12 protein-coding genes are annotated in these 13,587 nt (G+C 47.0%); 9 read left to right on the top strand and 3 right to left on the bottom strand.

From position 1 onward, the window contains the following. Positions 1-354: 354 nt before the first annotated feature. Both K0H61_RS10880 and rne read right to left on the bottom strand, forming a co-directional pair. On the bottom strand, positions 355-1,911 hold the full coding sequence (locus K0H61_RS10880) for a SulP family inorganic anion transporter (RefSeq protein ID WP_220049229.1): 1,557 nt from the start codon (positions 1,909-1,911) through the stop codon (positions 355-357). A 143-nt stretch (positions 1,912-2,054) separates the two neighbouring features. Then, entirely contained in the window at positions 2,055-5,297 is a 3,243-nt protein-coding gene (gene rne / locus K0H61_RS10875) for a ribonuclease E (RefSeq protein WP_220049228.1), read from the bottom strand. A 597-nt stretch (positions 5,298-5,894) separates the two neighbouring features. Between rne and rluC the strand changes: the two genes are divergently transcribed. Together rluC and K0H61_RS10865 are read left to right on the top strand one after the other, a co-directional pair. Next, positions 5,895-6,854: a 23S rRNA pseudouridine(955/2504/2580) synthase RluC gene (gene rluC, locus K0H61_RS10870; protein WP_220049226.1), complete on the top strand. Its 960-nt coding sequence runs from the start codon at positions 5,895-5,897 to the stop codon at positions 6,852-6,854. Positions 6,855-6,978: 124 nt separating this feature from the next. Continuing rightward, complete coding sequence (locus tag K0H61_RS10865) at positions 6,979-7,674, top strand: HAD-IIIA family hydrolase (protein WP_434086619.1); 696 nt, start codon at positions 6,979-6,981, stop codon at positions 7,672-7,674. Positions 7,675-7,747: 73 nt separating this feature from the next. On the opposite strand, the gene K0H61_RS10860 is transcribed toward K0H61_RS10865, so the two are convergent. Continuing rightward, positions 7,748-8,332 carry a Maf family protein gene (locus K0H61_RS10860; RefSeq protein ID WP_220049223.1) on the bottom strand — a complete coding sequence of 195 codons (585 nt, stop codon included), beginning with the start codon at positions 8,330-8,332 and terminating at the stop codon, positions 7,748-7,750. Between the two features lie 262 nt (positions 8,333-8,594). Between K0H61_RS10860 and yceD the strand changes: the two genes are divergently transcribed. The 7 genes from yceD to acpP all read left to right on the top strand — a co-directional run bounded on the left by yceD (position 8,595) and on the right by acpP (position 13,501). Continuing rightward, entirely contained in the window at positions 8,595-9,119 is a 525-nt protein-coding gene (yceD, locus tag K0H61_RS10855; protein ID WP_220049222.1) for a 23S rRNA accumulation protein YceD, read from the top strand. A gap of 17 nt (positions 9,120-9,136) precedes the next feature. After that, a complete protein-coding gene (gene rpmF, locus K0H61_RS10850; RefSeq protein WP_220049220.1) occupies positions 9,137-9,307 on the top strand; it encodes a 50S ribosomal protein L32 in 171 nt (56 codons plus the stop codon). Between the two features lie 15 nt (positions 9,308-9,322). After that, on the top strand, positions 9,323-10,351 hold the full coding sequence (plsX, locus tag K0H61_RS10845) for a phosphate acyltransferase PlsX (RefSeq protein WP_220049218.1): 1,029 nt from the start codon (positions 9,323-9,325) through the stop codon (positions 10,349-10,351). Positions 10,352-10,360: 9 nt separating this feature from the next. After that, entirely contained in the window at positions 10,361-11,320 is a 960-nt protein-coding gene (locus K0H61_RS10840) for a beta-ketoacyl-ACP synthase III (RefSeq protein ID WP_220049217.1), read from the top strand. Between the two features lie 108 nt (positions 11,321-11,428). Continuing rightward, complete coding sequence (gene fabD / locus K0H61_RS10835; protein WP_220049215.1) at positions 11,429-12,355, top strand: ACP S-malonyltransferase; 927 nt, start codon at positions 11,429-11,431, stop codon at positions 12,353-12,355. 9 nt (positions 12,356-12,364) lie between these two features. Next, on the top strand, positions 12,365-13,105 hold the full coding sequence (gene fabG / locus K0H61_RS10830) for a 3-oxoacyl-ACP reductase FabG (protein WP_220049213.1): 741 nt from the start codon (positions 12,365-12,367) through the stop codon (positions 13,103-13,105). 162 nt (positions 13,106-13,267) lie between these two features. Then, positions 13,268-13,501, top strand: a complete 234-nt coding sequence (gene acpP, locus K0H61_RS10825) for an acyl carrier protein (RefSeq protein ID WP_006081231.1) — start codon at positions 13,268-13,270, stop codon at positions 13,499-13,501. Positions 13,502-13,587: the final 86 nt, after the last annotated feature.

Raw genomic sequence — 13,587 nt, 5'->3', positions numbered from 1 at the left:
TGGTTAATACCATGGCTCTTTTTATTTGTGCTGCTTTTAACTTCCTGCTTTAATTCCCAGCTATTATTTCTTCGACTTAATTTTTATTTTTTCTGATTTTCTTCCCATGAAGTTCCATTCGCTAACCAGCGACACAGCAAGTCATTTAGCGCTATTTCCATTAAAACACTTCAACTTCAAACGCGCTTAAACTGTTAACTATGTTAGTGCGTGTAAGGTTAGTGAGAACAAGTTAAGTGATACACTGGTGTGGGAATTTATGTCTGTCTGGGGCAAGTGATAGGGTTTTAAAAATTCCACAGCCAAGAATTCACTTGACTGTGGTAATGACCAGAGCGTGCTTAAGTTAATTGCTTAGTCGAGTTTATCGTCAGCCACCTTATAGTGGGGGTCATCAAGAAGGTTTACTTCAACCAAATCGCCCGCCTTTTTAAGTAGAGCCTTACAATCGGTGCTGAGATGCACCAAATGCAATTTCTTACCTAGCGACACATAGCGTTCGGCGAGGGTATCGATGGCCTCGAGGGCTGAATGATCGGCAACACGTGAGTGTTTAAAGTCGATTATGACATCCTGTGGATCGTTAGCCGCATCGAATAGCTCAAGGAATCCTGCCACTGAGCCAAAAAACAGTGGACCATTTAATTCATACACCTTCCAGCCCTGGGCGTTTTGCGTCTCACGCACGCTAATGTGTTTAGCATGCTGCCAAGCAAATACCAATGCGGATACGACAACACCAACAAAGACGGCGAAGGCGAGATCGGTAAACACAGTGACCGTGGTTACCAGTACAATCACAAAGGCATCATGTTTAGGGACTTTGCCCATAAACTTAAAGCTTGCCCATTCGAATGTGCCCAAAACCACAATAAACATCACGCCAACTAACGCTGCGAGCGGGATGACTTCGATGAAAGAAGCGCCAAACAGGATAAAGGTCAACAGTCCAATAGCAGCGGTAATGCCCGATAAACGACCGCGACCACCAGAGTTGATGTTAATCATCGATTGACCGATCATCGCACAGCCGCCCATGGCACCGAAAAATCCGCTGGTAATGTTACCGACACCTTGGCCAATGCATTCTTTATTCGTGCGACCACGGGTGTTAGTCATCTCATCGATGACTGTTAAAGTCAGTAATGATTCGATTAATCCCACTGCAGCCAAAATAAAAGCGTAGGGTAGGATGATTTTTAACGTCTCAAAGTTAACTGGAACTTCTGGTATAGCAAAACTGGGTAGTGAACCTGCAATGGTTGCACTGTCATCACCGCTCATGGTTTTAAGGAAATCTAAAACATTGCGAGTGTCTAAATCTAAACCGACTACGATGGCGGTCACAGTAAGAATCGCTACTAGAGAAGAAGGCACTGCAGTGGTAAGTTTTGGCAGGAAATGGATAATCGCCATCGTGAGCGCGACCAAGCCCAACATTAGCGTTAAAGGCTCAGCTGGTAGCCAAACGAGATTACCCGCCGCATCTTTCACCTTAAACTGCCCAAGTTGGGCGAGAAAAATCACAATCGCTAAACCGTTTACAAAACCTATCATCACAGGATAGGGCACGATGCGAATAAATTTTCCCAATTTAAAAACACCGGCTGAGATTTGGATAAGTCCTGCGAGCACCACGGCAGCAAACAGATATTGCACTCCATGTTCGACAACGAGAGAGACCATGACAACAGCCATCGCGCCGGTTGCACCGGAAATCATCCCTGGACGACCACCAATGAGCGCGGTCACCAATCCCATGATAAAGGCGGCATACAAACCGACCATAGGTTCTACATTTGCCACGAAGGCAAAGGCAACGGCCTCGGGAATGAGGGCTAAAGCAACCGTTAAACCAGAAAGTATATCGGCTTTATGGCTGGAAGTTTTGTGACGAAAGAGATCGAACATGACACCCCTGTTACTAACTTGTTGTTTCCAAAATAGCCGCGAATACTAACAAAAATCGCTTGTGAGCTGAACCTTAAATACGACTTAATTTGGCGGAAATAAAAAAGCCATGCAATTGCATGGCTTTTTCAATGAATCAAGGATTATGGACGAGCCATACCCGATTCTGCGCTGTTGCTTTGCTTAACCTTTGGCGTTGCGGCTTCTGCGGTACTTGGCTCGTATTCACGGCCCTTTGGTACTTCCACTTGAGCACGGCCTTCAACCACAGGTTTGGTCATCTCTGAAGAGACCATAGAACCAAAACGGCTTGCCACTTTTGGCTTGGTCGCGGTGGCTTCGTTAGCGACTGGCGCGGCTGCGCTGGCAACTTGAACTTTAGCCTGTGGCTTAATGATTGGTGCTGGTTTTGCCATTGGCGCAGAAGCGACTGACTTAACAGCTGGTTCTTTAGCTTCAACGGTCTCAGCAATCGTGACTGGCGCCTCTACTTCAGCAGGAGCGGGTGCTTCAACTACTGCCACTGGCGTTTCAACAATCGGTGCCGTTTCAACAGGCTCTGCCACAACTTCTACTGCCTTTGGCATTTCAACTACAACAGTTTCAACTACAGGAGTTTGAACGGCTTTAGTCTCAATAGCGGCTTCAACAGCGGGTTGCTCAGCCACCGATACAGGTGCAACTGTTTCAGATTCAACTGCTTTGGTTTCCGTCGCAACAACAGTAACAGAAGGCGTTTCTATCGCAACAGTTTCTGTCATTGGCGCTTGCACAGCGACTGCTGCACTTTGCGATTCAGTAACGGCTTCAACTGTGACAGTTTCAGTTTGCTCTTCAGATCCAACCATAGCCGCTTGGGCAGTTGGGTATTCTTGATCCGCACCTAAGGCATCATTTGGAATGAATTGAGCAGGTGCTGTAGCACCTTGTTCATCTTCATCACGACGACGGCGTTGACCAGCAGCCCTTAAGTGACGTGGGCTGCGGCGACTGCGACGTTGACCGTCACGGGCTTCACGCTTACCTTGTTCATCGGTATCGGCATCGTTGCCTTCAGTAGATACTGACTCAGTGGCAACCTCAGAGGTTTCAACTTTGGTATCTACTTTTGCGTCTGTAGCCACTTCAGCCACGTTGGTTTCAACGGCTTCTTCAGCGGTTTCCGCTTCAGTAACGGCCGTTTCTTTACGTGGTTGACGGCGTTGACGTGGTGCTTTCGGCTCTGCTTGAACTTCAGTAACGGATTCTGTTGCAGCATTTACTGCAGCGACTTCTGCTAATACCGCTTCTTCTGCAGTTGCTTCTACGGCCTCGTTACCATTGTCGATACGGACTTTGCGGCGCAGATTGCGGCGTTGACGGCGCTCACGGGCCACTTCTTGCTTAGGTGAATCGTCTTGTAGATCAACGGCGGCCTCTTTTGGCGCTTGATTACGACTCTTAGCCTCAGATTTAGTATTACGTTTGGCACTATCGTCTTTATCACGTGTTTGACGTTCTTGTACCGGCGCGGCATCAGCGGTTTTCTTCGCATTACGTGCACGTGGCTCGCGGGTGGTTTCTTTCGCTTTGTCCGTATCTTGACTGTTGCGGTTACGACGCACGTCATTACGACGGTTACGACGATTCGCATTGGCGGTTTTGCTGTCGGTCGCTTTCGCTTCTGGTGCTTTTGGCGCAGGAGCACTTTCGCTTGTACCAAAAAGTGCACTGATAGCGCCAATTAGTTTGCTAAAGAATCCAGGTTTAGCGTCATCAGTTTTTGCTGCAGCAGGGGCTACTTGCTCAACTTTTTGCGGAGCAGTGAAGCCTTTTAAGGCAGGAGCAGGGGCCGCAGTACGCTCAAGTTTACGTGGCTCGTATAATTTGGCTTCTGGCTTGTCGATACGTTTGTAGCTTGATTCATCGATTTCATCGTCGGTGCGGTGACGAATCACGCGATAATCTGGGGTCATCATATGCGGATCAGGGATCACATAGACTTCCACATCGTGGCGTTGTTCAGTGATGCGAATCGCTTTACGTTTTTCGTTCAGCAGGAACGCCGCCACATCGACAGGCACAATAGCTTCGATTTGTGAGGTGTTCTCTTTAATCGCTTCTTCTTCCATCAGACGCAGAATCGACAGCGCTAAAGATTCGGTACTGCGAATTGTGCCTTGACCATGACAGCGAGGGCAGATGTGCGCAGCAGATTCTTCCAATGATGGACGCAGACGTTGGCGCGACATTTCCATCAAACCAAAGCGAGAAATACGGCCTAATTGCACGCGGGCACGGTCGTGGTGCACAGCATCACGCAGGCGGTTTTCAACTTCACGCTGATGACGCACTGGCGTCATATCGATGAAGTCGATAACGACTAAACCACCTAGGTCACGCAGACGTAATTGACGGGCAATTTCATCGGCGGCTTCAAGGTTAGTGTTCAATGCCGTTTCTTCGATATCGCCGCCCTTAGTTGCGCGGGCAGAGTTGATATCGATTGAAGTTAAGGCTTCAGTCGGGTCAATAACAATCGAGCCGCCTGAGGGCAGGCGCACTTCACGTTGGAAGGCTGATTCGATTTGCGATTCGATTTGGAAGTGGGTGAACAATGGCACTTCGGCTTCGTAGAGTTTTACGCGTTCAACGAAATCAGGGCGCACAAGAGCAATATGCTGTTTGGCTTCTTCAAAAATGCGTGGGTGGTCGATTAAAATTTCGCCCACATCACGGCGTAGGTAGTCACGGATTGCACGGACAATCACGTTACTTTCTTGGTGGATCAAGAATGGCGCGGCTTTGCTTTGTGCTGCTTCGGTAATTGCCGCCCAGTGGTGTTGCAGTACTTTCAAGTCCCACTTAAGCTCGGCAGATTCTTTGCCCACACCCGCAGTACGCACGATAAGCCCCATACCGGCTGGGACTTCTAAATCGGCCATCGCTTCTTTTAATTCGGTGCGCTCATCACCCTCGATACGGCGAGAAATACCGCCTGCGCGAGGGTTGTTTGGCATTAATACTAAGTAAGAACCTGCAAGGCTGATAAAGGTGGTGAGTGCCGCGCCTTTGTTACCACGTTCTTCTTTGTCAATTTGAACAATAACTTCTTGTCCTTCACTGACCACTTCTTTGATGTTTGGGCGACCTTGGAAAGAATAGCCCTTAGGGAAATATTCCCTAGCGATTTCTTTTAATGGTAAGAAACCGTGGCGCTCAGCACCGTAGTCAACGAAGGCGGCTTCAAGGGATGGTTCTACGCGGGTAATTTTACCTTTGTAAATATTAGATTTTTTTTGCTCGTGACCAGGACTTTCGATATCCAGATCGTACAGTTGTTGCCCGTCAACAAGGGCAACACGCAACTCTTCTGATTGAGTTGCATTGATTAACATACGTTTCATGATGACGTCATTCTTCTTTAAATAGAGGTCATCAAACAATCGCGTTTCGCTGCATTACGGGCCTAGCAGTAGATAAACAAAGCCTCACGGCTAGTGGCTAGGCAAAGGTGCGCATTACTGTAAGACGCAGTCGCTGCGTGTCGCATCCTATTTATGGCTTATTTTTTAATGATTACAAAAACAAGGAATTCGTTGTAAAACATCAACCAACCCCATAAATTCTTTAGTTTCGTTCCGGTAATGCCCAAGTCGAATCGGTTTGTCTGACGACAAGTTAAAATTTGTTTATTCGAAATCGGTGAGAAAAACTCTAGATAATCCCTGTAATAATAAGGTTGAATCTCGATTTAATCGTAAAAAACGCATTTTGGTATTTTTACTCTGTATACGATTTGCAAATCAATGAGTTGCTATCGAGAAATTCATTTTCAATCTATCAAGTTTTTCACTTGGGACTGGGACCATGTGAACACTTTATTCACGGCTTATCCCTAATCGCTGTCGAAATATAGCAATATTCAAAAAATTCAGCAATGGAAAGGCACAATTCTTGTGACTTGTTGTACAATGACCGCCGTTATAAGCAGATGGCACATCATGAATACACAATCTTCACAGCAGCAGGTGCAGTTAATTACGATTGACGAAGACAACCTGGATCAACGAATCGACAACTTTTTAATCACAGTGCTTAAAGGTGTTCCTAAGAGCATGATCTACCGTATCGTCCGAAAGGGCGAGGTAAGGGTGAATAAGAAGCGCATTAAGCCTGAGTACAAATTGCAAATCGGCGACGTCGTACGTGTGCCGCCAGTCAGAATGGCCGAGCAGGATAACCGTACCGCGCCTTCTGCCAATTTGAGTCGAGTGTCGCAGCTCGAAGATCGAATACTGCATGAAGACAATCATTTGATCGTACTAAATAAGCCTGCTGGTATAGCGGTACATGGCGGTAGTGGTGTCGATTATGGTGTGATTGAGGCGCTGCGATCCTTGCGCCCTCAGCAAAAATTCCTCGAGTTAGTGCATCGCCTCGACAAAGAAACATCGGGTGTGTTACTCGTTGCCAAGAAACGCAGCGCGCTTAAGCATATGCATGACCAACTGCGTCATAAGAAGATGCAAAAGGATTACCTGGCCCTCGTTAAAGGTGAATGGTCGGCCAAGGATAAAGTGGTAAAACAGCCGCTACTGAAGCTGACACTCAAATCCGGTGAGCGTATTGTGCGCGTTAATGCCGAGGGTAAGCCATCTGAAACCCGCTTTAAAATTGTGCAGCGTTACCAAGGTTGTACACTTGTGCAGGCAAGCCCTGTGACGGGTCGTACCCATCAAATTCGCGTACATTGCCAATATACGGGTCATCCTATAGCCTGTGATGAAAAGTACAGTGAGCAGGCCTTTGACGACAGCATGCGTGCCATCGGCTTAAGTAGATTGTTCCTGCATGCAGCGCAGCTTCAGTTTATTCATCCAGAAAATGATGAAGTGATGCAAGTGTCGGCGCCGTTAGATGACAATCTAAAGATGGTATTAGATAAGCTAAAACGCGCTTAAGTTTTCCTTTATTTATATGTCTAACCACCCTAAAGCTTGTGTGCCAAATAACCTAAAAGTGCCGTCTTTGCTTGAAAGCGATCGAAAATACGACCTAGTGATTTTCGATTGGGATGGCACTCTGATGGACTCTATTGGCAAAATCATTAACTGTATTGAGAATATGGCGATGGCATTGGCGTTGCCAGTGCCATCGCAAGCGGCTATCCGCGATATTATCGGTTTGTCTATGACGCAGGCGCTGCAGACACTTTTTCCTGCGGGACTGACTTCGCAGTTAAGTGTGGAACAAAATGTTAGGCAAGAGACTGCATCCCACAAAGCTTATCAGCAAAAGTTGGCATCACGCCTAGTGACAGGAAGTGATGACGATTACATTGCCATGCGCGCCGAATTTAAAACCCAGTATCTGCAACTCGATACCACACCAACGCCGATATTCAATAACGTAGTCCCTCTTTTACAAACACTTTCAAGCCAAGGGTATTTACTGGCCGTGGCGACGGGTAAGGCAAGAGCTGGGCTAGAACGCGTGTGGGAGCAATCGGGTTTAGCCCATTATTTTATTGGGGCACGCTGCGCCGATGAAGCAATGAGTAAACCCCATCCTGAGATGATCCAAAGTTTGCTAGCAGAACATAATATCCCTGCCGAGCGGACATTAATGGTGGGTGATTCGCTGCTCGATTTAACCATGGCGAGTAACGCGGGTGTCGATTGTGTTGGCGTGACTTACGGCGCCCACAGTGCGGCTAAGCTTAATCAGGCAAATCACATTGGTTTGATAGATTCCCCTGAGTTACTGCTGAAATATTTGTAGCACTGCCCAATAAGGTGACTGAACTCCTTAATCGGGCAGTTTTAATGATCCAATAAGGCCTAAGAGCTAAGACTTAGGACAGTACATCAACCCCTTGGCTAAGTAACATCTCAGTGAGTAGAATCAGCGGCAGTCCAATCAAGGTATTGGGGTCGCGTCCCTCAAGTCGATCGAACAATGCGATGCCAAGTCCCTCACTCTTAAAGCTACCTGCACAATAAAATGGCTGCTCTTTATCAACATAGGCGGTGATTTGAGTTGCTGTAAGCACGCGAAAATGCACTGTAAAAGCTTCAACATCAGCGCACATCGCATTAGTGTTTGCATTATAAAGCGCAAGCCCAGTATAAAAGGTGATGGATTTACCCGATGCCATGCTTAACTGCTTAATGGCATTATCGCGATTAAGCGGCTTACCAATGATTTTCCCATCGATAACGGCGACTTGATCTGAACCAATAATTAAACCTTGTGGAAAGTTTTTCGCGCCCGCTTTTGCCTTTGCCTTGGCAAGGCGTAACACGAGTTCTTTAGCCGATTCGTTCGAGTTTGGAGTTTCATCGATATCGGGGTTACAGGCTTCAAAAGGGAGGGCGAGTTTTTGCAGTAACGCCTGGCGATAAACTGATGTGGAAGCCAATACTAATTGCGATGACATGGACGATCCTTAAGAAAACATGACATATTGAGTGCAATCTTAACGAATTTCTGCAGGTTCTGCGTGCGATCGCGCGGATCTTTTTCTATAAGTGCGGCTATTTTAGACGTCTGATGCTTGTGTGTCGCCCTGTGCTTGGGTAAAATTTCGCTTCCGTCAATTTCAATGTTGGGGCTGGAGAAGCATGGATGTCGCAATCTGCGACCTAAGTGAGAAATTTTTCTTTGACTCTAGCGTTTTCAAACTATAATATGCGCGCCTTATGCAAACAGTAAAGATACCGGTTTCAATTGATCCTATCCGCGCCGCCTCGAGCCGATCAACCTATGAGGGGATTGTGCCTGGGCAGCAATTGAAAAGATTAAATGAGTTATGTGCCGGCGACTGTTCCGATGTGGCAGTGTCGATTGAATGTGGCGTAGATTTGCAGGGGATAGTCTACCTGAAAGGGAAGGCTGTGACGGAGCTCACTCTGGTTTGTCAACGATGCATGACGCTTTATACCACTGAGGTTACGGTCGAGTTTTGCTTCGGTCCATGCCGGACTAAGGCAGAAATCGATGAGCTCCCGGATGCGTATGACCCAATTGAGTGCAATGAAATTGGCGAAGTACGTCTGCATCAATTGATCGAAGATGAATTGATAGTCGCTATGCCGATAATTCCAATGCATGAAGATACTGACTGCAACATCGGGACTATGGACATAGTTGTAGGCGAGATCGAACCCGCTCAAGAGGAGCGTCCAAATCCGTTTGCAGTGTTAGAAAAACTGAAGAGCAAGTAATCTAGGAGACAGGGCCAATGGCTGTACAACAGAATAAAAAATCTCGTTCAAAGCGCGGTATGCGCCGTTCACATGACGCACTGAGCACTGCTCAGCTGTCTGTTGACGCTACTAGCGGTGAAGTTCATTTGCGTCACAACGTGACTGCAGATGGTTTCTATCGCGGTAAAAAGGTAATCAACAAGTAATTTGTTGGTTTCCTAATGACGAGTCTGACGCTCGCGTTAGATGCGATGGGTGGCGATCATGGCCCCCACGTCACAGTGCCTGCAGCCTTGCGGGCACTAAAATCTCACTCTTTTCTTAATATCATTTTAGTCGGCGATAAGACTGAAATAGACCCCTTACTGCGTCATGCAGATCCCCAATTAATTTCTCGATTAGACGTTATTCACACCGATGAAGTGGTAAGCATGTCTGACAGACCCGTGCACGCCCTACGTTCGCGTAAAAACAGCTCTATGCGTTTAGCGATTGAATTGGTGCGAGATGGTAAAGCGGATGCCTGCGTGAGTGCGGGGAATACCGGTGCGCTAATGGCCATGGCCAAGGTGCTACTCAAGACACTGCCTGGTGTCGATAGACCCGCCTTAGTTAGTTGTTTACCCGCGGTGACCCGCAAACCCGTTTATCTATTGGATTTAGGCGCGAACATTTCCTGCGACTCTGAAACCCTATTCCAATTTGCCGTGATGGGCTCAGTGCTCTGTGAAGTGGTCGATAAGCGTGCTCGCCCTAAGGTGGCGCTTCTCAATGTGGGCACTGAGGAAATCAAAGGTAACGACCAAGTGCAGCAGGCTGCACAAATTCTACAGATGACCCATCAAATCAATTACACCGGTTTTATCGAAGGCGATGAAATCTATTCCGGTAATGTCGATGTCATAGTATGTGACGGCTTTGTGGGAAATATCACTCTTAAGACCTCTGAAGGCATCGCCAAGCTGCTCGTTCATCAGTTAAAACGTGGTCTAACGCAAGGTTTCTTCGTCCGTTTATTGGCTAAACTCATCGCCCCACGTATTCAGGCTGTTCTTAGTCAAATGAACCCCGACCACTATAATGGTGCAAGTCTGATAGGATTGCGCGGAATAGTTGTAAAGAGCCATGGAAATGCTGATGAAACTGCATATTTACAGGCGATAAGTCTGGCAGTGACTGAGGCGCAACGTCGACTCCCTGAAATGATAAAAGATCGTTTAGAGTCGATTCTTTTAGATATTAATAACTGATTCCTCCTTATGCATACAAAAATTCTCGGAACTGGTAGTTATCTGCCAGTGCAGGTGCGTAGCAATCAAGATTTGGAAAAAATGGTGGAAACCAGTGACCAATGGATTGTTGAACGCACAGGTATTTCAGAACGTCGCATTGCGGCTGAAGATGAAACAGTTGCAACTATGGGCTACCGTGCGGCATTAAATGCGCTCGAGATGGCGGGAATAGAAGCCTCTGAACTCGACATGATCATTTGTGGCACGACCAGTGCTGCAAATGCCTTCCCTGCGGCGGCCTGCGAAATTCAAGCCATGCTTGGCATTCACACCATTCCTGCATTCGATATCGCGGCGGCCTGTTCAGGCTTTGTGTATGCGTTATCTGTTGCAGACCAATTCGTTAAAACTGGCGCGGCTAAAAAAGTGCTGGTGATTGGTGCCGACGTACTGTCTCGTTTATGTGAACCTGAAGATCGCACTACCATTATTCTGTTTGGTGACGGAGCGGGCGCTGCGGTGATTGGTGCCTCAGATGAGCCGGGGATTATTTCGACTCATATCTATGCCGATGGGCGTCAGGGCGATTTACTGAAATGCGCTTTCCCTCCGCGAGTTGGTGAAACTTCAGAAGCCGTTGGCTTTATGACCATGAAAGGTAATGATGTGTTTAAAGTGGCAGTAACCCAGTTATCCCACGTTGTCACTGAAACATTACGCTTGAATAATATCGATAAAGCAGATATCGATTGGTTAGTTCCCCATCAGGCCAACTTCCGTATTATCAATGCCACCGCGAAGAAGCTCGATATGAGCTTAGATAAAGTGGTGCTCACTCTTGCAAAACACGGTAACACCTCAGCCGCATCTGTGCCTATTGCACTCGATGAAGCCGTTCGCGATGGTCGCATTCAACGTGGACAATTATTACTGCTTGAAGCATTTGGTGCAGGTTTTGCGTGGGGTAGTGCGCTGGTTCGTTTTTAAGCGCATATCTTGAAGACTTGCAGATCGTTAATAACGTACATTTTGGGTGATAGTCTCAAAATGTACGGACGTTGTTCATTAAGTTAAGTTCGTCACAGGTAATTTGAGATGGAAAATGTAGCTTTTGTATTTCCTGGTCAAGGCTCACAAGCCCTCGGCATGTTAGCTGAACTGGCAGAAACACAGCCAATTGTAGGACAAACCTTTGCCGAAGCGAGTGACGTTTTAGGCTATGACCTTTGGGCGCTTATTCAAGACGGTCCAGTCGAAACCTTAAACGAAACCGACAAAACACAGCCTGCATTATTAGCAGCCAGTGTGGCTATTTGGCGCGCCTATGTCGCTTCTGGTAAAGCCATGCCAGCAATGTTAGCGGGCCACAGCCTAGGCGAATACTCAGCCTTAGTTTGTGCTGGCGTGATTGATTTTAAAGATGCCATCAAGTTAGTTGAACTGCGTGGTCAACTGATGCAGCAAGCCGTGCCTGCGGGCACTGGCGCTATGTACGCCATAATCGGTTTGGACGATGCGGGTATTGCTGCTGCCTGTGAAGAAGCAGCCCAAGGTGAAGTGGTCAGCCCTGTTAACTTCAACAGCCCAGGCCAAGTGGTTATCGCGGGTCAAAAAGATGCCGTTGAACGTGCCGCTGCCGCCTGTAAAGCCGCCGGCGCCAAAATGGCGGTAGCGCTTCCGGTTAGCGTACCTTCACACTGCGCGTTGATGAAGCCTGCTGCAGACAAGCTGGCTATTGCATTAAATGATGTTCAGTTTAACGCGCCAAGCATCACAGTCATTAATAACGTGGATGTGGCATCACCAACGGATGTTGCCGACATCAAAGATGCCCTAGTGCGTCAGTTATATTGCCCTGTGCGTTGGAGTGAAACCGTTGGATTAATGGCGGAAAAAGGTATCACTCAGTTAGTCGAGTGTGGACCTGGTAAAGTATTGACAGGTCTTGCCAAACGCATTAATAAATCTCTTTCTGCCCAAGCAGTTAATGACGTAGCTTCCCTGGCCGCCTTAACTGAATAAGGAGTTTGTATGAACCTGAATTTAACAGGTAAAGTTGCCCTAGTCACTGGTGCGAGCCGTGGTATTGGCCGTGCGATTGCTGAAACCTTAGTGGATGCTGGTGCTGTTGTAGTCGGAACTGCAACAAGTGAGAAGGGCGCCGCAGCAATTCAAGAATATCTGGGTGACAAAGGTTTCGGTTTAGTGCTTAATGTTACCGATAGTCAATCCGTCACCGATTTATTCGACTCGATCAAAGAAAAAGCGGGTGATGTTGATATTCTAGTCAACAATGCGGGTATCACCCGTGATAATTTGCTGATGCGAATGAAAGATGATGAATGGCAAGATATTATTGATACCAACCTAACATCATTATTCAGACTATCTAAACCTGTAATGCGTACCATGATGAAAAAGCGTTTTGGCCGTATCATCAACATTGGTTCTGTGGTTGGCACTATGGGTAATGCAGGTCAAGTTAACTACTCAGCTGCAAAAGCGGGTTTGATTGGATTCACAAAATCTCTTGCAAGAGAGGTTGCATCTCGTCAAATTACGGTTAATGCTATCGCTCCTGGATTTATCCAGACCGATATGACTGATGAGCTGACCGAAGATCAGCAAAAAGCTATCATGTCTCAGGTTCCGATGGAACGATTAGGGCAGGCGCAAGAAATTGCTAATGCCGTACTCTTTTTAGCGTCGGATTCTGCCGCTTATATCACAGGCGAGACATTGCATGTGAATGGCGGAATGTACATGGTTTAAGGCGGATGGCAGGGATACTGTCGCAACTTGAGTAGTGATCGGTATCTATTGGCGCGAGATTTCGTGGTTAGACCACGAAATCTAAGCTTGCATTGTCAGCCAAATCTAATAAACTACTCGCAATCTTACGCAAGTGCGTAATTTGAATAGGAAAGAAAACTAATGAGCAACATCGAAGAACGTGTAAAGAAAATCATTGTAGAGCAACTGGGCGTTAAAGAAGAAGACGTTAAACCAGCGGCATCTTTCGTTGACGATCTGGGTGCAGATTCTCTGGACACTGTTGAGTTGGTTATGGCTCTGGAAGAAGAGTTTGACACCGAGATCCCTGATGAAGAAGCTGAAAAGATCACTACTGTTCAAGCAGCGATCGATTACGTTTCTAAGAATCAGTAATCCTGAATTCTTGAAAACAGGCGGCAATTATGCCGCCTGTTTTTGTTTGGGCCTTTGTACTTAAACATCTGTTTTAACCCCGCCTC

Origin of the sequence: Shewanella acanthi (genome assembly GCF_019457475.1) — a bacterium.
Classification (GTDB): Bacteria; Pseudomonadota; Gammaproteobacteria; order Enterobacterales; family Shewanellaceae; genus Shewanella; species Shewanella acanthi.
The sequence above is the reverse complement of the archived record's forward strand: the minus strand, read 5'-3'. Positions and strand labels throughout refer to the sequence as shown.

Coding starts and splice junctions, on each gene's coding strand:
- fabD (WP_220049215.1), top strand. CDS start 11,429: ATGGAAAATGTAGCTTTTGTATTTCCTGGTCAAGGCTCACAAGCCCTC.
- fabG (WP_220049213.1), top strand. CDS start 12,365: ATGAACCTGAATTTAACAGGTAAAGTTGCCCTAGTCACTGGTGCGAGC.
- K0H61_RS10880 (WP_220049229.1), bottom strand. CDS start 1,911: ATGTTCGATCTCTTTCGTCACAAAACTTCCAGCCATAAAGCCGATATA.
- rne (WP_220049228.1), bottom strand. CDS start 5,297: ATGAAACGTATGTTAATCAATGCAACTCAATCAGAAGAGTTGCGTGTT.
- K0H61_RS10840 (WP_220049217.1), top strand. CDS start 10,361: ATGCATACAAAAATTCTCGGAACTGGTAGTTATCTGCCAGTGCAGGTG.
- yceD (WP_220049222.1), top strand. CDS start 8,595: ATGCAAACAGTAAAGATACCGGTTTCAATTGATCCTATCCGCGCCGCC.
- rluC (WP_220049226.1), top strand. CDS start 5,895: ATGAATACACAATCTTCACAGCAGCAGGTGCAGTTAATTACGATTGAC.
- K0H61_RS10865 (WP_434086619.1), top strand. CDS start 6,979: ATGGACTCTATTGGCAAAATCATTAACTGTATTGAGAATATGGCGATG.
- K0H61_RS10860 (WP_220049223.1), bottom strand. CDS start 8,332: ATGTCATCGCAATTAGTATTGGCTTCCACATCAGTTTATCGCCAGGCG.
- rpmF (WP_220049220.1), top strand. CDS start 9,137: ATGGCTGTACAACAGAATAAAAAATCTCGTTCAAAGCGCGGTATGCGC.
- plsX (WP_220049218.1), top strand. CDS start 9,323: ATGACGAGTCTGACGCTCGCGTTAGATGCGATGGGTGGCGATCATGGC.
- acpP (WP_006081231.1), top strand. CDS start 13,268: ATGAGCAACATCGAAGAACGTGTAAAGAAAATCATTGTAGAGCAACTG.